The 21464-nt window shown below is 56.6% G+C and carries 24 protein-coding genes; 13 read left to right on the forward strand and 11 right to left on the reverse strand.

Annotated features, from left to right (window positions below; all coding sequences use genetic code 11):
* Positions 1-6: 6 nt before the first annotated feature.
* The 3 genes from ACOTTU_RS07240 (at position 7) to ACOTTU_RS07250 (ending at position 3483) form a co-directional block, all read left to right on the forward strand.
* Positions 7-1914, forward strand: a complete 1908-nt coding sequence (locus ACOTTU_RS07240) for a hypothetical protein (protein WP_298917661.1) — start codon at positions 7-9, stop codon at positions 1912-1914.
* The gene (locus tag ACOTTU_RS07245; RefSeq protein ID WP_425656966.1) at positions 1911-3029 is read left to right on the forward strand and encodes a hypothetical protein; all 1119 of its coding nucleotides are present in this window, start codon (positions 1911-1913) and stop codon (positions 3027-3029) included. The genes ACOTTU_RS07240 and ACOTTU_RS07245 overlap by 4 nt, the downstream gene beginning before the upstream one ends.
* 196 nt (positions 3030-3225) lie before the next feature.
* Positions 3226-3483 (forward strand): hypothetical protein, encoded by a 258-nt coding sequence (locus tag ACOTTU_RS07250; protein WP_425656967.1) that lies wholly within the window; start codon positions 3226-3228, stop codon positions 3481-3483.
* 138 nt (positions 3484-3621) lie between these two features.
* Here the strand turns inward: ACOTTU_RS07250 and ACOTTU_RS07255 are convergent, their stop codons facing one another.
* The 5 genes from ACOTTU_RS07255 to ACOTTU_RS07275 all read right to left on the reverse strand — a co-directional run bounded on the left by ACOTTU_RS07255 (position 3622) and on the right by ACOTTU_RS07275 (position 7817).
* Positions 3622-3900, reverse strand: coding sequence for a hypothetical protein (locus tag ACOTTU_RS07255; RefSeq protein WP_298917666.1), 279 nt, complete (start codon positions 3898-3900; stop codon positions 3622-3624).
* A gap of 154 nt (positions 3901-4054) precedes the next feature.
* On the reverse strand, positions 4055-5053 hold the full coding sequence (locus ACOTTU_RS07260) for a peptidyl-alpha-hydroxyglycine alpha-amidating lyase family protein (RefSeq protein WP_425656969.1): 999 nt from the start codon (positions 5051-5053) through the stop codon (positions 4055-4057).
* A 5-nt stretch (positions 5054-5058) separates the two neighbouring features.
* Positions 5059-5973 carry a dihydrodipicolinate synthase family protein gene (locus ACOTTU_RS07265; protein WP_425656970.1) on the reverse strand — a complete coding sequence of 305 codons (915 nt, stop codon included), beginning with the start codon at positions 5971-5973 and terminating at the stop codon, positions 5059-5061.
* Positions 5974-5994: 21 nt separating this feature from the next.
* Complete coding sequence (locus tag ACOTTU_RS07270; protein WP_425656972.1) at positions 5995-6912, reverse strand: phytanoyl-CoA dioxygenase family protein; 918 nt, start codon at positions 6910-6912, stop codon at positions 5995-5997.
* Positions 6909-7817 (reverse strand): carbohydrate kinase family protein, encoded by a 909-nt coding sequence (locus tag ACOTTU_RS07275; RefSeq protein ID WP_425656973.1) that lies wholly within the window; start codon positions 7815-7817, stop codon positions 6909-6911. The genes ACOTTU_RS07270 and ACOTTU_RS07275 overlap by 4 nt, the downstream gene beginning before the upstream one ends.
* 133 nt (positions 7818-7950) lie before the next feature.
* On the opposite strand from ACOTTU_RS07275, the gene ACOTTU_RS07280 reads away from it, so the two are divergent.
* The 6 genes from ACOTTU_RS07280 to ACOTTU_RS07305 all read left to right on the forward strand — a co-directional run bounded on the left by ACOTTU_RS07280 (position 7951) and on the right by ACOTTU_RS07305 (position 14452).
* Positions 7951-8826 carry a dihydrodipicolinate synthase family protein gene (locus ACOTTU_RS07280; protein ID WP_425656975.1) on the forward strand — a complete coding sequence of 292 codons (876 nt, stop codon included), beginning with the start codon at positions 7951-7953 and terminating at the stop codon, positions 8824-8826.
* Positions 8823-9479, forward strand: coding sequence for a GntR family transcriptional regulator (locus tag ACOTTU_RS07285; RefSeq protein WP_425656977.1), 657 nt, complete (start codon positions 8823-8825; stop codon positions 9477-9479). The genes ACOTTU_RS07280 and ACOTTU_RS07285 overlap by 4 nt, the downstream gene beginning before the upstream one ends.
* A 72-nt stretch (positions 9480-9551) precedes the next feature.
* Positions 9552-10544 carry a TRAP transporter substrate-binding protein DctP gene (dctP, locus tag ACOTTU_RS07290; protein ID WP_425656978.1) on the forward strand — a complete coding sequence of 331 codons (993 nt, stop codon included), beginning with the start codon at positions 9552-9554 and terminating at the stop codon, positions 10542-10544.
* An 88-nt stretch (positions 10545-10632) separates the two neighbouring features.
* Positions 10633-11190 carry a TRAP transporter small permease gene (locus ACOTTU_RS07295; RefSeq protein WP_425656980.1) on the forward strand — a complete coding sequence of 186 codons (558 nt, stop codon included), beginning with the start codon at positions 10633-10635 and terminating at the stop codon, positions 11188-11190.
* Positions 11187-12482 (forward strand): TRAP transporter large permease, encoded by a 1296-nt coding sequence (locus ACOTTU_RS07300; RefSeq protein WP_425656981.1) that lies wholly within the window; start codon positions 11187-11189, stop codon positions 12480-12482. Before ACOTTU_RS07295 ends, ACOTTU_RS07300 begins: the two co-directional genes overlap by 4 nt.
* Positions 12483-12631: 149 nt before the next feature.
* Entirely contained in the window at positions 12632-14452 is a 1821-nt protein-coding gene (locus ACOTTU_RS07305; protein ID WP_425656983.1) for an ATP-binding protein, read from the forward strand.
* 24 nt (positions 14453-14476) lie between these two features.
* On the opposite strand, the gene ACOTTU_RS07310 is transcribed toward ACOTTU_RS07305, so the two are convergent.
* On the reverse strand, positions 14477-15010 hold the full coding sequence (locus tag ACOTTU_RS07310; RefSeq protein ID WP_425656984.1) for a GNAT family N-acetyltransferase: 534 nt from the start codon (positions 15008-15010) through the stop codon (positions 14477-14479).
* A 172-nt stretch (positions 15011-15182) separates the two neighbouring features.
* Between ACOTTU_RS07310 and ACOTTU_RS07315 the strand changes: the two genes are divergently transcribed.
* Genes ACOTTU_RS07315 through ACOTTU_RS07325 form a run of 3 tightly spaced genes read left to right on the forward strand, consistent with a single transcriptional unit; the run spans position 15183 to position 16337 of the window.
* Complete coding sequence (locus ACOTTU_RS07315) at positions 15183-15527, forward strand: ArsR/SmtB family transcription factor (protein WP_425656986.1); 345 nt, start codon at positions 15183-15185, stop codon at positions 15525-15527.
* Complete coding sequence (locus tag ACOTTU_RS07320; RefSeq protein WP_425656988.1) at positions 15520-15960, forward strand: SRPBCC family protein; 441 nt, start codon at positions 15520-15522, stop codon at positions 15958-15960. Before ACOTTU_RS07315 ends, ACOTTU_RS07320 begins: the two co-directional genes overlap by 8 nt.
* Positions 15960-16337, forward strand: a complete 378-nt coding sequence (locus ACOTTU_RS07325; RefSeq protein ID WP_425656990.1) for a DUF1761 domain-containing protein — start codon at positions 15960-15962, stop codon at positions 16335-16337. Before ACOTTU_RS07320 ends, ACOTTU_RS07325 begins: the two co-directional genes overlap by 1 nt.
* A gap of 60 nt (positions 16338-16397) precedes the next feature.
* Here the strand turns inward: ACOTTU_RS07325 and ACOTTU_RS07330 are convergent, their stop codons facing one another.
* The 3 genes from ACOTTU_RS07330 to ACOTTU_RS07340 all read right to left on the reverse strand — a co-directional run bounded on the left by ACOTTU_RS07330 (position 16398) and on the right by ACOTTU_RS07340 (position 18327).
* Positions 16398-16712 carry a non-heme iron oxygenase ferredoxin subunit gene (locus ACOTTU_RS07330; protein ID WP_425656991.1) on the reverse strand — a complete coding sequence of 105 codons (315 nt, stop codon included), beginning with the start codon at positions 16710-16712 and terminating at the stop codon, positions 16398-16400.
* 164 nt (positions 16713-16876) lie between these two features.
* Positions 16877-17614 (reverse strand): SDR family oxidoreductase, encoded by a 738-nt coding sequence (locus ACOTTU_RS07335; protein ID WP_425656993.1) that lies wholly within the window; start codon positions 17612-17614, stop codon positions 16877-16879.
* 29 nt (positions 17615-17643) lie between these two features.
* Entirely contained in the window at positions 17644-18327 is a 684-nt protein-coding gene (locus tag ACOTTU_RS07340; RefSeq protein WP_425656995.1) for a GntR family transcriptional regulator, read from the reverse strand.
* A 180-nt stretch (positions 18328-18507) separates the two neighbouring features.
* Here ACOTTU_RS07340 and ACOTTU_RS07345 point away from each other — a divergent pair, with 180 nt between their 5' ends.
* On the forward strand, positions 18508-19527 hold the full coding sequence (locus ACOTTU_RS07345; protein ID WP_425656997.1) for a sterol desaturase family protein: 1020 nt from the start codon (positions 18508-18510) through the stop codon (positions 19525-19527).
* A 57-nt stretch (positions 19528-19584) separates the two neighbouring features.
* Here the strand turns inward: ACOTTU_RS07345 and ACOTTU_RS07350 are convergent, their stop codons facing one another.
* Together ACOTTU_RS07350 and ACOTTU_RS07355 are read right to left on the reverse strand one after the other, a co-directional pair.
* Complete coding sequence (locus tag ACOTTU_RS07350) at positions 19585-20529, reverse strand: ABC transporter permease (RefSeq protein ID WP_425656999.1); 945 nt, start codon at positions 20527-20529, stop codon at positions 19585-19587.
* The gene (locus tag ACOTTU_RS07355; protein ID WP_425657001.1) at positions 20526-21464 is read right to left on the reverse strand and encodes an ABC transporter permease; all 939 of its coding nucleotides are present in this window, start codon (positions 21462-21464) and stop codon (positions 20526-20528) included. The genes ACOTTU_RS07350 and ACOTTU_RS07355 overlap by 4 nt, the downstream gene beginning before the upstream one ends.

Below are 21464 nucleotides of genomic sequence, written 5' to 3' on the forward strand. Positions count from 1 at the left end.
GAGCCAATGAACTCCCTCATTTACTTTGGGGTGGTTGTTGCCGGGGCTGTCACGCTACTCATCGAAGCCTACCGCAATTATAACTCCTCGCTGACCTCAATTCCGTTTCGGGAACACCCGATCCTGCGGAACGTCGAGGTTGCGAAGCTTTGTACGCCTCGCGAAAAGAACATCGGCTTCATGTTCTATTCGCTGCTGTATCTGGGCACCTATATTGTGGTGCTCAGCTCAACCGAAATCTATGAATTGGTCACGCAGACGCTGGCGTCGAATTCCGAGGTTGGTCCGACGGATGACCTGACCGGCACCGCCACGGACCCGATTGGCCTGATCGATTCACAATACGGACGCCCGATCTTCATCTCGGCGGCGATTATTTCCATCTTTTCCATTGGGGCCTTGCGACCGGTAGAGAACACCATGCGATCGCTGTCTCACCGTTTGGCCGGCGTGCCACGCGGGGTTTACGCCGTTATAGAAGAACTGCACGCAATCGCTTTCCAGAACTTCAAGGTCGAGTGCCAGAAGCCCTTGTCCGACATGTTTACCCAAAATGTCGAGGAAGATTTCAAAAACAGCTATGACAGCAGCCAGATACCAGCCATTCACGGCTCATTGCGGACCATTGACTACCTCGCCCCGGCCATCACGGGAAAGCAGCGGGTCAAACATTTTCCATTTACGCAACTTGAGAAAATGGGCGAGCTGTCCGAGACCCTCGAAGGGCAGGTGGAAGACCTGAAGAACCAGCTCAAGAACGAGGTCAAAGGTGACGAAGCCGCCCGCAAGAAGATATTCGACATGGCGAATGCAGTGGCCAATGACACGATTGCGCTCTTTGCTGTTCATTTCCTGCGCAACAATCGGGCGATCAAAAATTACAACAGCGATAGCGCCATTGCGCGGATCAATGAGCGGATCAAGAGAAGCTACCAGGTCGAATTGAACTCCTTTGCGATGGGGATGATGTTTTCGACGCTGGCGATTCCGGCTGCGTTCTACACACTGCTGGCATGGAATTCCGCAGAATACCCCATCACTGCATCGCGGCTGCAACCAATTGTCGTCGAGACCATGGAGAACCAGCAGTTTGATGCCGAGCTGATCGAAACCTGTAAATCCAGACCGCCCGCGCCTGATGAGTTCGACGAGGAGGACGATCCCTGGGACAAGATTGACCCGGCGGTCGGCTCCCTTGACCCTCCCAAAGCCGAAAAGTGCCGTGCGGTTTGGAAATCGACCCTGAAAACGAAATATGCAGAACGCCGTCATACCATTCTGACGGTTTCGTTCTGGGAAGTCTTTGGCGTGTTCATGAGTACCTTGTTGGCGGCGATCACGGCCTTATTCGGTCGTGAGGTGCGCAAGGAAGACAATTCCTGGCCGGGATGGCACATCCGGCGCATACCGTTCCTGCGGCTGTTTTCGATGGCAGTCATCCCGTCGATAGCGGCCATTTTTGGTGTTATTGCGGGTACGTTTCTGGAACTGTGGATCAATGCGGGTTTTGCACTCACCGAGAACCAGATCGCCTTTTTCTTCCAGTCAAAATGGTCCTTCTTTGCGATGCATGCGGGCGTTGGGTTCATCGTCGCCATTGGCGTTCTGGTCCTGATTGACCAACACGACGAGCTAAGGGCCTTTGTCACGATACCCATGGGCGTGCTCTTCGCCTTCATGAGCTTGGGCTGGTATTACCTGATCGTGATTGCCAGCTATGGCCCTGGTTTCATCCGCGATACGCCGCCCGGATTTGATTACAGTTTTGAAGTCCGCGAAATGCTGATCTACGGCGCTCATCCGTTCCTGTTCCTGATTTTCTTCGCCATCTTCCTGGAGATCACCGAGGACAGCCCGGCGCAAAAGACCAAGAAGCGCAGGTTGTTCAACCTCAAGAAAGCGAGCGCGGAATGACACGTATGTGGGTTATGTTCTTGATGTTGTTTGGTTGGGCAATGACACCAGCCACCGCACAGGTGACGAATGACACCGCGACAGAAACGGTTGCAGACGCCGATGCACCTGGGCTGGAACTGCGCATCGGAGTACGCGGTGCTGCGCGTCCTTTCAGTTATGAGACTTTCAAGGTGCCCCGGAACGTGTCTACCGGTTCCGGTCCGATCCGGGCGGCTGGTTATGATGGATACATGGTCTACATTTGCGATGTTGTGCTCAAGCAGATGCTCATTCGGCAAGATGATACGCCCGACATCAAGGCCAGCCAGATCACGGTTCATGATATTGATGAATTGTCAAAGACCCGCCGGGATGAATTGAAGAAACTGGCTGAGGCTGCCAACGAAGAACCCGTCCCGTTTGATCGCTTTGACCTGCTTGGCGACAAGATTGACATCATGTGTGACCCGGCGACGATCAACACCGCGCGGGTCAAACGATTTGCCGTCTCGCCGCCGCTGTTTATCACCGGGGTCGGATATCTGACGCGTAAAGGGTCCGTAGCACCCGCATCTGCCTGCCGAAAAGACAAGGCTCTGATCGGGTTTGTCGGCACAACCAACGCGGCAAGCCATAGCATTCAGATTATCCTGCAGTCCGGCGAATGGCGCACCTATCGCGACTACATCATTGCCGCGCTGCGCAGCCCCAAAGACAGCAAGAACCACTGTAACAACACCAATGGGCTGGAAGAGCAGGGGGGCGTGTTCTGGGCCGGTGATACGCATGATGATGTGGCCAAGAAATTCTGTGACGGGTCCATTACATATTATGTCGGCGATCTGGAGATCATCGCTGAGCATGCCAGCCGTCACGCAGGATGTGCCTGGCTGCGTGGCCCGCGCAGTTTCACGACAGACCGATATGCGATATTTGCCAATGTGGATTACAATGAGATCCATAAATCGCTGTTGATCGGGCGCTTTTTCGAAGTTCTCAATCGAGAGATTGCGACCTCTGCTTCGCTGCTGGATCGTGCCTATATCGCGACATTCGGGGAAACGACCCGAAGCAAGAAGCTGGAAGCCTTCTTCTGGTCCCTGCGCGGCTCTCCCGGAGGTGCACTACCGTAGAGCCAGACGATCAATCCGGCATGCGCGCAACCCCGAACATGACCGTGTTGCCCTGGCTGCGCCCCGACTCATTTGAGTTAAATCGTAATTTCATTTTCCTTGAGGCGTTATTTTAAGGGCGCTAGCGTACCTATGGGGGCGTCTCGAGGGTCGAATGGTCAGTGAAAGCGCTCTTGCTATCTACATAGGTCTGGGGATGGTAACGGTTGCTGCCATCGGATTTACCTTCCAGCCACTGACGACACGCGGCGCAGCGGTCGCCTCGGATTCGGAAAGTCAGACGATATTCAGAAACGAGATGGCCTACTGTCGGTCTGCGCAATCCGGGATGGATTGTGCCTGTTTTGCTCGAACCGCCGGTCAGGTCATGGCCTTTGACAGCCCGGCGGTGCAAGGCTTTGTCTATGTGGACAAACGGGAACTGGCCCGCAGCCAGGCAGGCGTTGATTGCTAGGCCGGGAACGAAATTTGGTCTCGCGCAGATAGTGCTGAGCGCGGGACATGGGTAAAAGCTGATTTCTTTACCGGGAAGCTGGTTGCCCATTGTCACAGGGGCGCCGACAACTTCAACACACCCTCCTGCGAGGAAACTCTAGATAATCAACTCGTCATATTTGTCGATGAGATTGCGCGCAACAGACTCGCAATCTCCGGGGCTGTCCAGCACACAGGTTCTGGCCAGACCTCTGTAAACCACACGGGTCTGCGTGAAGGAACCGTTCGGCCCCGCCATCTCGCGCGTCCTGAGTTCGTAACGTTGGCCGTCGTTCAAGCCACCCTCAAGGACCTTCTGCGTGCGTGTTTCGTTGTCTATCGTGGTGCAGGCGCTCAAGGCCAGGGCCACGCCAACTGCTGCATATTTCAGTACCATCAAAATTACTCCATACCGTTTACTATGATTGCAGATGTAAGGCGCCATCGTCTGAGAGACAGCCCGTAAGTCCAGAATAACGCATATTTGAACCGACGTCAGACCGTTTGCGCGCCGCTGGCAGGCGGGCTTTGGCTCACCAGAGCGCCAACCATCACCTGTCGGACTTGGGATCAGTCCGTGCGTCGGTGTCGGCAACACGTCTCAATTTCTGAAAACGTCTGGGATGTTCCGGTTTGGGGTTTTCACACATGACTGCGTGCCAGTCCGCATCAACCACATCGCCGACATAGAGGTCGCCGGAGCTGTCATATGCGATACTATGGGGTGACAGAAACTGGCCGGCGCCCAATCCGGGACCTTTGCTTGCGTTAAGGCGTGAGATGACCCTGCTTTGCTGATCTATAAAAGTGACGAACGGGCCAAGGTTCGGGAAATCCCGATTGACTTGGAGATAAGGCGCCAACTCGCCAACGATGCACGCAGGGCAGGTCCCCGGTGTGATCGCCAAGCCGCTCGGGCGGTGCATGTTGTTGATTTGCGTCTCAAATCGCCCGTTCTGGTCGAAGACCTGCACGCGGGAGTTTTCCCTGTCTGCAACATACACCCAGCCATCGACGTCACAGCAGATATTGTGGGGCAGGTTGAATTCGCCGGGTCCCGATCCGGGCGTTCCCCAGCTTTTCAGAAGATTTCCCCTTGGGTCGAACTTGTGAATGCAGGCGTTCTGATACCCGTCGGACACGAAGATGTCGCCGGATGCGGAGATTGCCGCATGGGTGCATTTGCAGAACGGTCGCCCGCTCATGAACCCGGAACTGACGCCAGCTGTGCCGATCTCGAGAAGCAATTTACCGTCCAGCGTGAATTTGCGGACGGTGTGGTCAAAATTATCGGTCAGGTAAAGGCATTGATCCGGTCCAATCGACGCCCCATGAGGGTTCGTAAAGATGCCCTGTCCCCAGGCGGCCAGAAGGTCGCCGCTCTGGTTGAGCACAACGACCGGTGTGTCGCCCCGATTGAACAGATACACCCTGTCCTTGTCGTCCACGGCAATGCCCGCAACGTCCCCCAAAATCACATCGGAAGGCAGGTTGCCCCACGCTGGCACCGGTTCATATCGATGCTGACCGTGACCCAAAATCTGTGACATCTTCGCTATCCGTCCTGTCTCATCGCCGCGGCTTCACTTGCTTCGCGTATCAATGCCATCGCGGCGTTGCGCGCGTGTCTTGCCTCCAGCGCCTGGATATCATCGAATTGCGCCTGCGGCAGGCGGCATTGGTCCGTTTCAAACAGCCCTTCCGCCTTGCGCAATTCCTTGAAGAACCTGATGCTGATACCGATGTTCTGGTTGGAGAAATTGAGGATCGGCAAGACCCTTTCGAACAAGGCACGTGCGGCGGTGACTTCTCCGGTCTCATAGAGGCGTTGGATCGAGACATAAACGCGCTCCATGCCGGTCGGAATGAACGCATGAACGCCGCGCGCCAATGCGTCCATCAACTGCGTCACAGCCCAGCCACCGCAGACATTCAGCTTGCCGTCAGTAGCGCGCAGAACAGCCGAATACTTGGGACCTGCCTGCTGTGTCTCTATCTTCAGCCAGGAAAACCTATCTACCTTGTCAAAGAGATAGGTGATGTCATTGAGCGACAGGCCACGCCCATCCCAATCCAGATCCTGCACCATCAGAATATCTGGTCCGGCATTCGCGATGTCGCGCAGGAATTCATGCATGCCTTGACGGTTCAGGTTTTCGGGGATTTGCACGCAGACGCCGGCAGCCCCAGCTTGAGTGGCGGTCCTTGAAAGCGCCAGGCTCTCATTTGGGTCCTGCGCGGTCACGCTGATGATAACAGGCACACGTCCCGCATTTGCGTCGGTCAGGGTCTGGATATAGCTGAGTTTTTCACCTTCTGTCAGTGTCGTGTGCTCCCCTGCGACCGCCAGCCCAAGCATACCGCCGCAGCCTGTGTCAATTGTATGCTCAACCAATCGCCTGAGGCATGACAGATCAAGGTGACCCGCGGGGTCAAACGGTGTATTCAGACTGGGAACAATTCCTTTCAAATCTACGTCTTTCTTCCGTTGTCAGCGCAGTTTGCCGGTTTCCGTCATCGGCAGCGCCGCCGACAGGCAGCCGTATCCAAGCCCGTTGTGAGCTGCCGGGGATGATCCTGAAAAACGGTGGTCCATCGGGTCTGCCGCGGGCTGGAACCGGGTATCGCAGGATAGGCGGATGCGACCTGTTTGGGAGGCGTTGTCAAAGGACCCGTGCGCGGTGAACATGCCGAAAACAAGACAGTCACCCGGCTTGAACTCCGTGGTCAAGAACCGGCTGTTCTTGCGCTGCGCAAGGGCGATGGCGCTCTGCTCAATATGTCCCGGTCGCGTGGTATCCTGATCCACATCGTGACCCTCGAATTGCTGGCGAATGTCGTTCCAACGGTGTGATCCCTCAAGGATGTAAAGTGGCCCATCAGCAAGGCTGATATCACAAAGCGGCGTCCAGCAGGTCACCAACCGCTTGGACCCCCGGTTCATGTAGGGGTGATCCACGTGCAGCGGTGATGCCCGGCCCGCCGTCATCGCGCGTAACCACGCAAAGGAGAAATGCTGTGATTTCTCGCCAAAGAGCCGGTCCATGATCTTGGCGATGCTGGGGCCGTTGATGACCGCACGAAGCGCCGGGCCTTCGCTGACGGATTGCCAGAAGGCACCAAGTTCAACGGTGTTCGGATAAATGTCGCGCCGATGCGACCGGCCTGATGCGATACCATCTTCGGTGGGCTCAGCAACCTCACCGACTTCTGCCAACCGGTAAAGAACCTCCAGCCTTGCCGTGTCGACCTCGGTGGCGTCATGCGCCCCCCGCAGCAGAAGATAGCCGTCGCGTGCGAGCTGTGCAAAGAGATCTCCCGACGCATCGGCCTCCGTCAAGGAACCGACCCTTTCATCTGGAACGGGCTGCCCATTCAAGGTGAGCTTTCGTGTGTCCCTGAAGGTCATGTCAGCTGCTCCAACGCGGGTTTGTCGGATTGCAGGAGGCTCTCGACCTCTGCGGTTGTTGGCAGATCCTCCATCTGAAGGGGCCGTGAGACCTTCAGGGCGGCCGCCGCGTTGGCCCAGTGAACGGCCTCGATTTCCGAGTGGCCCCGGGTAAGCGCCAAGGTAAATGCGCCATGCCAGACGTCGCCTGCGCCGAGCGTGTTCCGAGCATGTGTCTTCAAGGTGGTAACCTTGGTACTGTGCTGACCATCGCAGCAAAGAACGGGCCTTGCGCCGCGTGTCACGGCGCACCATCCGCCAAGCTGACGGGCTGCATGTGCGAGGGCTGCGGCGCTCACCTCCCCACAAAAATCGGCCAATCCCTGTTCGGAGAAGATGACATGGGTTGCATCCTCAAGCACCTCTGTGGCGATGGAAACGGGCGCTTCAGCGTCAACAATGCAGGGCTTTCCCGCCTGCCGGGCCGCCGCAGTGACGGTTCTTGCCAGCGCCGGAAACCTTGTGTCCACCAACACGGCATCAAAAAGGAGATCTGGATGTAAAGCTTCTGTCTCGCCAGGCGGTTCTGCGTCGCGATGGTTTATGATCGTGCGCTCCCCGTCAGCTGTGATGACAATCGCGGATCGTGGTGTCGAAGCACCTGCAACCTTCTGCACCAAATGATCGTCAATGCCGTGCGCCTTGATCCTGTCGCTGAGGAATTCGCCCAGCGGATCATCCCCGATAGCGCCCGCCAGTATCGCCTCGCCCCCCAAACTGGTGATGGCCGAGGCCGCGTTCATAGCCCCGCCGCCTGCGATCATCCGAGCGCCGCGCGCCCTGATTTTCGTACCGCTTGCAGGGAACTCCCCGACCTCGAACACAAGGTCTGCGGCAATCAACCCCGCGCAGAGAATTCTTGGCATCTCAGGTCGTTCACCCCGCACGTTCCAATGCATTAATCTGGTGAACAATCTAACATGTTACGTTGACAGTCAACTTGTAACGATTACCCTGAAAACTCGAATCATACCTGCGGCAAACGATGAAAAGGGGGGCATGAGTATCGCGCACTTCGGGATATCCACGGCCCTTTTGACTCCGTTTCATGCGGACGGCAGTTTGAACCTCGGGCTGCTGTGTCAGCACGCACAGGATATGCTCGGCAGTGGGCTTCAGGGCGTCACGCTCTTTGGAACCACCGGAGAGGGCGCGTCCATGGGGCTTCAGGAACGGCAGGACGCGCTCGTGGCGATGACCGGCAGCGGCATCAATCCAAAACAGATCACACTCGGTCTGTGTGGTTCAGCCCTCGCGGACGTGCATACGCAGCTGCGGCAAGGTCTGGAGGCAGGCGTCACCCGGTTTCTGCTGATGCCCCCTTTCTATTTCAAAGGGGTGGATGATACCGGCCTCTTCGATTGGCACGCAGGTCTTTTCGAGATGGCGGATTCAGCGGCGCAGTTCATTCTCTATCATATCCCGCAAATTACCCAGATACCGCTGTCCCTTGATCTGATCATGCGTCTCAAAAGGGCATTCCCGGATCATGTGCTTGCGGTTAAAGACAGTGCCGGGAACTGGGATAACACGCGCGCGCTTCTCGAAAGCGGCAAGATCGCCACGCTGGTCGGGGACGAACGGCTGCTGCACAAGGCTGCCGCCCTAGGGGCCGCAGGGTCGATCTGCGGCATGGCGAACCTGTACCCTGCGCGTCTGAAAACCCTGTTTGAGACACATCTGGAAGATAGCGCGCTCTGTGCGGATGTGGATTTGATTGTCTCCGGTCCGGTTATTCCGGCATTGAAATTGGCCATGGTCGCCAAAACCGGCAACACCCAGTGGGCGCACCTGCGTGCGCCCTTGCGACCGCTGGAAGGCACGGCGCGTGATCTGATTGCTGCAAGGTTTTCCTCAATGAAGGCGACAGCATGAGCGCTCGGGCATCTCTTCGACTACGTGATCACGCCTATTCCAACTTTACCGCAAAATTGCTGTCGCGCGACATTCAGCCCGGGCAGATCGTTTCGCAGCGCGAGCTTGTGGAGTTGACGGGCATGCCCTTGGGGGCGATCCGTGAAATGATCCCACGCCTTGAGGCGGATGGGCTGATCAAGACTGTGCCCAAGCGCGGGTTGCAGATATTGTCTATTGATCTTGAGCTTGTTCGCAATGCCTTCCAGCTTCGCAGCATCATTGAGGGGGAGGCGGTCATGGCATTTTGTGAGACCGCCACATCGGACGACATTGATCGTCTGATCAGGCAGCACCAGGATGTGCGTGATGCGGCTACCTCGGCGGTTTCGCCTGACATCTTGCAGAAAGCCCAACAGATTGACTGGGATTTTCATGACCTGATCATTGACGCCATGGGGAATGCGATCATTTCGGACATTCACCGGGTCAATGCGATAAAGATCAGACTTATTCGGAACCTGGATACGCGGATGCTGCCGGAGCTTGTCGTTTCGGTCCTGGACGAGCATCTTGTCATATTGGCGGCGCTGAAAGAGCGTGATGTTGAAGGAGCCGTGCGGGCCCTTCAAACGCATATCAACAGCGCGAAACGGCGTGCTCTGGGCATGTAAAGGAATTTCGATGGGCGACAGCCCGACGAATAATATGCGGAAAAGCCGCAAGTTAAACACGGAGGAACTAATATGATCATGAATTTCATCAGGCGTGCACCCATCGCGGTGATGGCGACCGCACTGGCTGTTCCGGTCTATGCAGCCGACATTACCTTGCGGATGTCCACACCTGCGTCCGAGACCGACCAACGGTCGGTGGCGCTGGCCGAGGTCTTTGCCCCGGCTGTGGCAGAGTTCGCCACGTACGAGCCGCATTACAATGGCTCCTTGATTGCCCAGGGGTCTGAGCTGGAAACGATCGCGTCGGGTGATCTTGAAATGTCGATCACCTCGGCACAGGAGCTGGCGCAGTTCTTCCCTGAATTCTCGATCTTTGCGACAGGCTACGTTCATCAGGACGCGGCCCATCAGGTTGCCGTTTTCAATGACCCTTTGATGGAACCGTTCCGTCAAAAGGTAGAGGATGAATTGGGCGTGAAGCTGCTTGCGGTCATGTACCTCGGCCAGCGCCATGTGAACTTGCGCCAGACCAAAGATGAGCTGACCGTCACCTCCCCGGCGGACCTCGCCGGTGTCAACCTCAGAATGCCCGGCACGGACGCCTGGCAGTTCCTGGGTAAAGCACTGGGTGCAAACCCCACGCCGATGGCCTTCACCGAAGTCTACACCGCCTTGCAGACCGGGTCCGTTGATGGTCAGGACAATCCGCTCCCCACGGTCGTGGACGCCAAATTCTATGAGGTGACCAAACAGATCGCTCTGACGTCGCATCTGGTTGATCTGAACTATGTTGCCTTCTCGAAAGCGGTCTGGGACGGGTTGACCGCTGACCAACAGGCCACCGTTCAGGCCGCAGCAGAAGCGGCGGCAGAGAGCGGGCGGCAAAAGCAGCTGGAAAAAGAGGCCAATCTCGTGTCCTTCCTGCAAGAGCAGGGGCTGGAGGTTTACGAGCCTGATCTCAAGGCCTTCCGTGACCATGTTCAGGCGCAATACGCAGGCTCCGACCTTGCGGCAAGCTGGCCCGATGGCGTGCTGGACAAAATCAACGCGCTCGGCAACTGATCTGTTGTGATATGACGTTTGGAAGGACGGGCAAACCGTCCTTCCTATGATTTAGGTCAGCAAAGACTGGCCATCGCGGGGGCCACAGATGAAATCAATTCAGGCGGGTGCAGGCCACTTTGCGCGCGGCGTTGCCGCAGCGATGATGGCGATCATGTTTCTGACCTTCGTTCTGCAGATTGTCGTGCGCTACTCTGCGCGTCTCGAATGGCTGCCTGACCGGTTTCCATTCCTTGATCCCTCGCTTTATGGCTGGACCCTCGAATTTTGCCTGTTTCTATGGGTTTGGATCGTTTTTTGGGGCAATGCTTTTGTGGTCAGAGACAGCGATCATGTGACCTTTGACATTCTCTTCCACGCTGTGCGCCCGGCGGTGCGCCGTTGGTTCATCATCATCTCAGGCGTCACCATCGCGGTCGTGCTGATCTTGTCAGTTGAACCCACATGGTCGAAATTCTACATCCTGCGGCTCAAGAAAACGGCGACATTATCCGCTGTTTTCGGAGACTGGATTCGCATGAGGGACATCTATGCGATCTATATCTTCTTTCTGATTGCCGTCGCACTGCGCTATGCTTGGGCTGCCTACAGCGCAGTGCGTTACGGTGTGGGCGCGCCAAAACCTGGCAGTGACGAGATACGATGAGTATCGAATTTTTTATCTGCATCGCGACGCTGTTCTTTCTGGCTGGCATTGGCACGCCCATCGCATACGCCATTCTGGTGGCGTCGGTGGCTTATGTGACACTTGCGGGGCAGGGGGTCGGCATTGTTGGCAAGGTCCTGATGGATGGCCTCTACCAGAGCTTCATCCTGCTTGCGGTGCCGCTCTTTATCGTGGCGGCCAATATCATGAATGCAGGGACCATCAGTGACCGTCTGCTTGGGTTTTGCGTAGCACTTGTCGGGCGGTTTCGCGGCGGTCTGGGACACGTCAACGTTGTTGCATCGCTGATCTTTTCGGGCATGTCGGGTTCTGCGGTGGCCGATGCTGCGGGCATTGGCAAAATCATCATTCAGATGATGACGAAAAGCGGCCATTACACACGTGGCTACGCGGCCGCGATCACCGCCGCCTCTGCGACGATTGGTCCGATCATCCCGCCATCAATCCCGATGGTCCTTTACGCTTTGGTCTCCAACAGCTCCATTGGATACCTCTTTCTGGGCGGAATCATTCCCGGCTTGCTGATGGGAGCGGTGTTGATGGCCATGAACCTTGTGCTGTCCCACAAGCGCGGGTTCGCTCTCGAAGAGCCGGTGCCGCTATCAGAGCTGCCGCGCCGCACGGCCAATGCATTTCCGGCCCTGCTGATGCCCGCGATCCTGCTCTACGGCATATACGGGGGCGTCACCACACCAACGGAGGCGGCTGCGGTTGCTGCATTTTACGCGCTGCTGCTGGCCTCGATCTTCTATCGCGCACTCAGTTTCCGCGCGCTCTACGAGATATTGGTTGAAAGTGCCCGCTCTTCTGCCGCCGTTGGTCTTGTGATCGGAGGGGCCCTGATCCTCAACTACGTTGTGGCCTCCGAGAACATCCCGAGCCTGCTGGCCGAACGCCTCGTCGGGCTGGACGTGAAACCGATTGCCTTTCTGCTGGGTGTGAATCTGTTGCTGCTGCTTTTGGGCTGCGTGCTGGATGCCACAACGATCATTCTGGTGATCATACCGCTGTTTCTGCCCACCTGTCGCGAGCTTGGCATCGACCTTGTGCATTTTGGCGTCGTGGCCGTCGTCAATTGCATGATCGGGCTGATCACGCCGCCTTACGGGATTCTGCTTTTTGTACTTAATGCGGTCACACGCATTCCGCTCGCAGAAATCATCCGTGAAATCTGGCCCTTCCTTATCGCGCTGCTGATTGCCCTGTTGAGCTTGGTCTTGTGGCCAGGGTTGGTCCTGTGGCTGCCGCGTCTGTTTGGTTATGCCGGGTGAGTTTTGACGTGAAACCGCATTTTATGGCGCGGCCAGCGAGATCGTCTTTGATAGCGTTATCGCCTGCCTGCCGGGCTAGCCAAGAATAGGCGATTCAATCATAGTTGGTATCAAGGTAGAATTAGCCTCCTTTTGCGGGATAATAATCTTTGACCAATTCTCAGACCCCCGAGACCGCTGCTCGTATTCGGGCGCAGCAGGTCCATGCGTTGGTGCGACTGATGCCTGCGTTGATGATTGTGAACATGGTCAACGCGGGCACCCTCGTAGGAGCGCTCTATGTGACCGGTGAATTTACACCGGTGATCGCACTTTGGGCGGCAGTGATCGGATATGTGTCCGTACCCGCCTTGTGGAGAGCACGACGTCATCGGCTGCGCGAGGCTCCTGAAAAAGTCAGCAAGCGCTCGGTCAAAAGGGTCGTGCGGCGCTCAACCGTATTCGGTTTGATCTGGGCCTATCCAAGCATGTTTGTGCTTCCGGTTGTCGATGGTTGGGTCCAGATGTTTTTGGCCGCGCTTGTCACCGGCATGATTTGTGGCGGCGCAATCGCGCTTTATCCCGTTCCCATGGCGGCGGTTGTCTACTCTGGGCTTGTGACCATTGGGGCCCTTGCAGGTCTGTTGTCTGCAGGGCACCCCGCAACCTTGGGGGGGGCGATCATCGCGGTGAGCTTCTTCTTCATCTTCTTCCAGGTCATCAAACGGCATGCGCAGCTATTCGTGTCGGAATTCGTTGCCAGGCTGGAACTTGAGGAAAGCCACCGATCGATAGAGCGTTTGTTGCTGGAGACGAAATCTGAAGCCAGCGAGGAAAAACGTCGATCCGAAAAACGTTTGGCCGAGGCGCAAAAGATGGAGGCAATTGGCCAGCTGACCGGGGGAATCGCGCATGATTTCAACAATCTGCTTGCCGTTGTTCAAGGGAATGCAGAGCTGTTGGAACAGTTGGATAAGAGCACGCAATCTCAACCGATGATTTCCGCGATCATTCATGCAACCGGGCGCGGTGCCGAGTTGACGCAACGGCTTCTTGCCTATTCCCGCAAACAGCCGTTGAGGCCTGAGCCGATCAATGTGCAGGAACTCATCGCGAATATGTCGGAGCTCCTGCAACGTATGTTGGGCGAAACCATCGCGGTGACCACGCGTGCGCAGCACAGTTCCTGGAGTGCATTTGCGGATCCGGGTCAGGTGGAAGCGGCCCTGCTGAACCTTGGCATCAACGCCCGGGATGCGATGCCACAGGGTGGCACGCTGACCATTGAATGCGCGAATGTCACTTTGGATGAAGACAGCTCTTTAAATGGTGCCGAGATCGCTGCGGGACATTACGTTGTCCTCTCTGTGACCGATCAGGGTGAGGGGATGACGGAAGACGTTCGCAATCGCGCCTTTGAACCTTTCTTTACCACCAAGGAGGTTGGTCAGGGCAGCGGGCTTGGTTTATCAATGGTCTACGGTTTCGCGCAGCAATCGGGTGGGCAGGCAACGATCCGTACCGGGGTCGGGCAGGGCACCACCGTCAGGATTTATCTGCCTCGGGCCGATGTCGAGGCTGATTGGTCGGAAACGCCGCCCGCTGAAGCGGTTCCCTGCGGCAGGGGTGAAACCATTCTGGTGATCGAAGACGATGCAGAGGTGAGAAAGCTTGCGGAGACGATGCTGAAGAACCTGAGCTACAAAGTGATCCTGGCAAGTGGTGCCGCAGCCGCAAGGGATATTGTGGCTGCGGGGACAAAAATTAATCTGGTGCTCTCCGACGTCGTCTTGCCGGGGGGCGAAAGTGGTCCGGAATTTGCCGAGGAAATCAAAGCGGTTCGTCCGAAAATCAAGATCATCTACATGTCCGGCTACCCGGCGACTACCGCAAAACGCGCAGGTTTTCCGGGATCAGATACGGTGCTGTTGAACAAACCGTTCAAGGTGGCTCAATTGGCGCGCGCCGTCAAAAATGCGCTTACCGATTGAGCCAACCGCATTGACGAATGCGCGCTACGGGGCGTTCGGCGTTCCGGGCGGGTGCACCCAGATTTCAGCGTCAGGTTCATGTGGCGCGCGCGTTCCATCTGTCGTTGCTCCCAGACGTTTCGCAACGGCCTGTGAGGCTTGGTTTTCGTGGTGAATGTAGCTGAACAGCTGCTCGATGTTCTTTTGAAGATAGGCCCATTGGCGCACGGTGCGGGCTGCTTCGGTTGCATATCCAGACCCCTCGGATTCTTCAAAGAGATGCCAGGCCAATTCAACCTCTGGCCAATTGGAATGCTTGAGCAATCCGACACGGCCCAGGGGCGCATCGTCATCGTGCAAAGTGAGCGTGAAAAAGCCGAAACCATGCCATTGCCAATGTCCTATACCGGTCAGGAAACCGTACCAAGCCTCCTCTTTGCTGACGGTTTCGCCCTGCGACACCAGGCTTGGAGCGGTGGTCATGAAACGGGTGAACTCTGGCAGGTCACCCCGGTGCGGGCCTCGCAAAATCAAACGTTCTGTTTTGAGGGTTGGTGCAGAGGTCAGCGGGGTGTTCATATCCGGGCTCGGCTTTTCATGAAGGTCGCGTGATCTGAACCCAGTTGCATGGATATGGAAAGCTGAATCTCGATCATCCTGTTGGCGGTGAAGGCTGTGTGACCGGGCCGATATTGAAACTCCCATTCACCCAGCTGGTTGACTGACGACATCTGTCTTGTTATTCATCCATATGGTTGAACGACTCGATTCAGAGCTTCTGAACGACCTGCTCAAAGCTGCCAGCGATCCCACACGACGGGAAATTCTGACGCTTCTTGCTCAGAACGGACCGATGCGCGTGACCGATATATCCAAGCGGTTTGAAATGAGCCTGAACTCGGTTTCCAAGCATATCAAAGTGTTGGAACGCGCGGGGTTGGTCATCAGGCGAACGGAGTGGCGGGAACATCTGATCGAAGTGCAGATGTCGCCCCTGTCTGAAATCGACCGGTGGTTCGCTGATCTGCGGTCCATCTGGGAGCTCAGACTACAGGCTCTGGATGCGTTGATAACGAAGGGAGACAAGAATGAATGAACTGAACCTGATGGTGGAGCGCACCATCAATGCGCCGCAAATCGATGTGTTCAATGCTTGGTTGGACCCGGAAATGCTGAAGAAATTCATGATGCCGGCGGCGGGAATGAGTGTCCCGCACGCCTCCAGCGAGCCCGAGGAGGGAGGTCGGTTTGAAATCGTCATGCAGGCCGGCGACAATGAAATTCCACATGCCGGAACCTATCGCGAAATCAACAGATACGAGCGGCTTGTGTTCACCTGGGAAAGCCCCTTTTCGGTGGAGAACAGTACAGTAACGCTTACGTTCAAGCCGGTCGCGGCAGGCACACATGTGACACTCGAACATGTGCGCTTCATTGATGCTGAGACGCGCGACAACCACAAGGGCGGCTGGATGGGCATCCTTGAAACACTCGACGCTACGCTCAACGCACTTCAGGAGACCGGGTGATGGATGTCACGCTAATGAACTGGCTTGCGGTCGGCGTTGGTACAGTCGCGGCCTTCGGATTGGGGATGTTGTGGTTCGGACCCTTGATGTTCGGCAAGGCATGGGCGACTGGCAGTCACGATATTTCTCCGCCTGCATCGCCTCCGATGGCCGCGATGGTTGTTCAGTTCCTTGGAATCTTACTGCTCGCTCTTGTCGTGGGCATGACCGAGACAAACCAGGCCATTATGACCGCGGTTGGCGCCATTCTCGCTGTTGCCTTCGTAGTTGCCGGGATGGATTTGTTCAGCCAGAAATCGGGCCGCGCGACGCTTGTCGATGCGGGGTACATCGTGGCTGCTGGCGCGGTGATGATCCTTGCGCAGGGGGTGCTTTGACGCAGAGCCATTCTCGGATCAAGGCGCGGCGAGCGAGCTTGAGCGATATTGCAAGACCTGTCAGGTCAGGCTGATATAGACGTCATTGCCCTGCAGTTTGACCTGATAGATCTTGAGTTTGACGCAGGCGGGTGCACCTGTGGGGTCGCCCGTGCGGTAGTCGAAAGTACCGAAATGCAATGGGCATTCGATATCGTGATTGTCGACCACACCCTCCGCAAGATGGGCCTTTTCATGGGTGCAAAGGCCGTCTGTTGCATAGAATTCGCCTTCGGGGCTGCGAATAATCGCAAATGTCCGATCTCCATGATCAAAGCGCAGAACGTCTTCTTCCTCAATGTCGCTGACGCTACATGCGCGAATTAGGGTCTCCATAAGGCACCTTTCTATTTGTGAAATCAGTCTTGCGGGTGGCTCTGGCCGCGCAGCCTGCGAAATTCAGACTACGGCTGTTGGATCAATGAGCGTCAGCGCCGAACTTGATTGGACCGCGAATATTCTGAATCCCTTTGGCATCCCGGATTGAATTCCGGTCATGCTCAACCGCGTCCGATGAACGGCATCGCGGTGGCCATCACGGTCATGAATTGCACATTTGCCGACAAAGGCAGGTTGGACATGTGCAAAACAGCGTCCGCAACATGTTGAACGTCCATAACCGGTTCCGCCTTGATGGACAGGTCAGCCTGTGGCACGCCACCGCTCATTTTGGCGGTCATTTCGGAAGCCGCGTTGCCAATGTCGATTTGGCCGCAGGCAATGTTATAGGGGCGACCGTCCAGTGAAATCGTCCGCGTCAAACCGGTGATCGCATGTTTGGACGCGGTATAGGGGGCCGAGCCGGGGCGTGGCACCGCAGCAGAGATCGACCCGTTGTTGATGATCCGCCCGCCCTGCGGGTCCTGCGCCCGCATCAGGTTGAATGCGCCGCGCGCCGCCAGAAAGGCACCAAAGAGGTTTACATTGATGACTTGCAGAAAATCCTCTGGCGGGATGTCACCGATAGGCGCTGCTGCCACGTTGTTTCCGGCGTTGTTGAAGAGCACATCCAATCGCCCGTGATCTGCGCTGATCCGGGTGTAGAGCGCGTCAACTTCCTTGGGGTCGGTAATATCCGCAGCGATTGCAGTGCCGCCACCCGCAAGGTCAAGGGTTTCGTTCAGTTGTGCGCTGCGGCGGCCGGTTACGATAATTTGGAACCCGGCCTGCGCCAGTGTGACGGCGCAAGCGCGGCCAATTCCTGATCCTCCGCCGGTGATCAATGCGATCTGTGTCATAAGTCTCTCCCGTTCAGTGTTTCAGTTTTCTATTCCGGCGGCAATTTCGACGATAAGGCGGCACCGCTGCGTCGACCTTCCTGGTAGAGTGTCAGGTGACGTTCAATTGCGGCCATGCAGCCAGGCACGTCACGCGCAATGGCGGCTTCGTAGATGTCGAGATGTTCTTTTGCAGTGATCTCGGCACCAAAACCAAAATTCGCGTAGGTCGAGACCGCATACATGCGGAACGTGTCAAAGGCAGAGCGGTAGGCGTTCATCAGCAAATCAGAACCGCAGGCCGACATGAGTGTTGCGTGAAACTCCCAATCCTGAATCGACCAGTGCCGGACATATTTCTGGACGTCTTGTGTTTCGATCATTTGCTTTTCGACATAGGCCAGTTTCTGATAGGCTGCTGTCACTGCCATTTCCCAATCGAAATCACCTTTTTGCAGCGAAAGCGTCGCCGCTTCACGCTCCAGGATCAGACGCAGATGCGCGGCCTCGCAAAAGGTTTCCTCACTATGTGTTACGGTTCGAAAACCCTGGTTCTTTTCCGAAACAATAAAGCCTTCGCCAGCGAGCCGCAGCATGGCTTCACGCAAAACCGAGCTGGTGCAGCCAAATTCAGCTTTCAGATGCTGCGGGATCAACCTTTCACCGGATTTCCAACGCCCCCAGATCAGACCGGTCCGCAAGGCATCGTAGGGATTGATGACATCTTTCGACATGGTGCCCGCGCGATCATTTTCTTTTGAGATTTGGTGCAGGATAGCGGGTCATGCGTGGAGTTCAACATCAATCGAATGATGGGTGTAAAATCGTATATTTGATGATCTTTCGAAAATTATTGACGGGGTCAGAAGCCAAGAATACTCTTGGGGTGCAACCGCGACGAGGGGGAATTCGTCATGGCCAAGTCGAAGGCAACGATTGACGAACACGGACAGATGCGGGACCGGCGCGGCGAATGGCGCCCCGGACGACTGGTTTTTCTCGAACCTCTTCTGGATCGCCCCTCCGATATCAGGGGGCTGCTGCGCTGGATGTTCGGATTTCCGGGCATGCTGTACCCGTGGTTTGCGCTCTACATGGGTGTCATTGGTGTTTCATATGCATTTTTCACGCCTGAATTCGTGGTAATGCAGTCATGGTCCATTGGCTGGGTGCTCGAAATCGTCCTGCGCAATGCGGTTATTCTGACCCTGTGGAATGGCGTATTCCATCTGTGGTTCATCAGGTTCCGGATGCAAGGGCGCAAGAAGAAATACAACGCCAACTGGATGTCGACGAACAACCCGACGTTTCTGTTCAACAATCAGGTTTATGACAACGTCTTCTGGTCATATTCGGGCGTGCTGTTCTGGAGCGGATATGAATGTCTTATGTGGTGGGCTTATGCCAATGACATGCTGCCCTTTGTCGGCTTCGATACAAACCCCGTCTACTTCTGCCTGTTGATGCTGGCGGTACCCTTCTGGCGAAATTTCCACTTTTACTGGATACACCGCCTGATCCACTGGAAACCGCTTTACGATTGGGTACATTACCTGCACCACAAGAACGTCAATGTGGGGCCGTGGTCGGGCATGGCCATGCATCCGGTCGAGCATCTGTTCTATTTTAGCTGCATCCTGATCCACTTCATCGTGCCCAGTCACCCGCTGCATATGATGTTCAACGCCTTTCAGACCAGCCTTGGCCCTGCGGTCAGCCATTCGGGATTTGACGAGATTGTTTTTGGGGACGAGATGGCTTTGCGCAATGATCGCTACATGCATTATCTGCACCATCGTTTTCACAACGTGAACTTCGGCGAAAGCAATGTGCCCTTGGACAAATGGTTCGGCTCCCTGCACGACGGCTCACCTGAGGCGGATGCTCACTTTCGTCAAGTGCACATGGAACGGATCAAGGCGCGACAGGCTTGAAAAGCACCCCTTTTGATTGCGGTTCAGAATCTGTGTTCAGGCACGTGTGAGGCTTGTTCATATGGCGGACTTCCTGCCCGAAATCGCGATGATGCCGACAATGATCGCGCCGGTGACGATCAACCTGTAACCAGCTGACAGACCCAGGGTGTTGAGCATCGAAACCAGAAGGAACATGAACAGCGACGCCCCCCACAACCCCGTTAGATTGGCATCGCCACCAGCTACGGAGGTCCCGCCAATGACGACCACTGCGATGGACATGAGCAGGTATTGCTCGCCCATGTTCAGGGCGGCGCCACCGGAAAACCCGGCCAGAAAAAAGCCGCAGATCGCCGCCAGTACAGCGCACATCAGATAGGTCAGAAACCGCACGCGTTCGACGCGGATGCCTGCCAGTTTGGCGGCTTTCTGGTTTTGCCCTACGGCCAGTACGGACAAACCAAATCGTGTGCGGTGCAGGGTAAAGGCCATTGCGACGCTCAGGATTAGAACCACAATCGTCAGGATCGGGACACCCAGAATTTTACTGACCGCGAAATCACCCAGAACTTCGGGGGGTTTGACCCTGAGACCGCGGTTCGACCAGATCGCGGTGGATTGGTAGAGGAACGAGGCAGACAGCGTCGCGATAATGGGGGGAATGCGCAAAAGCAGGATCAGCAGGAAATTCAGCGTTCCGATCACCAGCCCGACACTCAGCGAGATCAGAAAACCCGGCAGCAGCAGGCTTGGATCGCCGTTCATGAATTTCATCGCCAGTGTGGCCGACAGCGTGATGCAGGCGGGGATCGACAGATCGACATTTCCCGGCCCCAGCGTGATGACAAACATCTGCCCGATGGCAACGATAACAAAGAACGTCCCGAAGGAGGCGGCGGCGGACATCACCTGACCGCCTGCGACAATGCCGGAGACACTCATGATGATCAGCCACATCAAGATTGCGCCGATCCATGCCCAGATCCAGGGCTTTTGGGGCAGGGAGGTCAATGGGCTCATCTGCGCACCTCCCGGGCGCTGATCAGCAGCCGCAAGGCCAGAACGAGGATCAGGATGGCGCCTTGCGCGCCGATCTGCCAATCCGGGTTGAGCCTGAGGAAGCTCAGGAAAGACCCGGCGAGCGCCAGTGTTATGGCCCCGATGACCGCCCCGATCGGTGAAACACGCCCGCCCACGAACTCGCCGCCGCCCAAAATGCCGCCCGCAATGGACAACAGCGTATAGCGCAGCGCAATATTGGCGTCAGCGGAAGTGGTCAGCCCCACCAGCGCCATGCCCGACAGCACGCCAAAGAGTCCTGCGAGCGAAAACATCGTGACCTTAACCCGCAACAGCGACCAGCCCGCCCGCGCCACCGATTTGGCGTTGCCACCCGCCCCGCGCAGCACCACACCCGCGGCAGAGCGCATCAGACCCACGTGCACAACAAGCCCGATGACCACCAATGCGATGATCGGGAAGGGTACCAGCGCCGGTTTCAAAGTCATCAGCGTGCGGATCCAGCCCGGTGCGGCCCCTCCGGGGGTCGGCAGCACCAGAACCGCGATTCCGGTCCAGACAAAGGACATGCCAAGCGTGACGACGATGGACGGCAAGTTGCGCAGATGGATAAGAGCCCCCAGCGCCCCATAGGCGGCGATACAGGCCAGCAGCGCCAGAACGCCCAGCAGTGGGGTCGTGTTCAGCCAGGTTGCGGTGATACAGGCCGTCAGGGAAATGAAAGCCCCCAGTGACAGATCGAGGTCATTCACACAAAGGATGAACATCTGCGCAATTGTCGCCAGTGCGATGGGCACGGCGAGGTTGAGCAGAAGGTTCAGGCCGAAATAGCTCATCGTGCGGGGTTGCAGGTAGAAGATCGCGAGCAACAGGGCCGCCAGCGACAGGCCGGGCAAAAGCGTGCGCAAAAGGTTCGGGCTCAGCAGCCGGGTCAT

The sequence above is a fragment of the Roseobacter sp. EG26 genome (genome assembly GCF_049830555.1).
Taxonomy (GTDB): domain Bacteria; phylum Pseudomonadota; class Alphaproteobacteria; order Rhodobacterales; family Rhodobacteraceae; genus Roseobacter.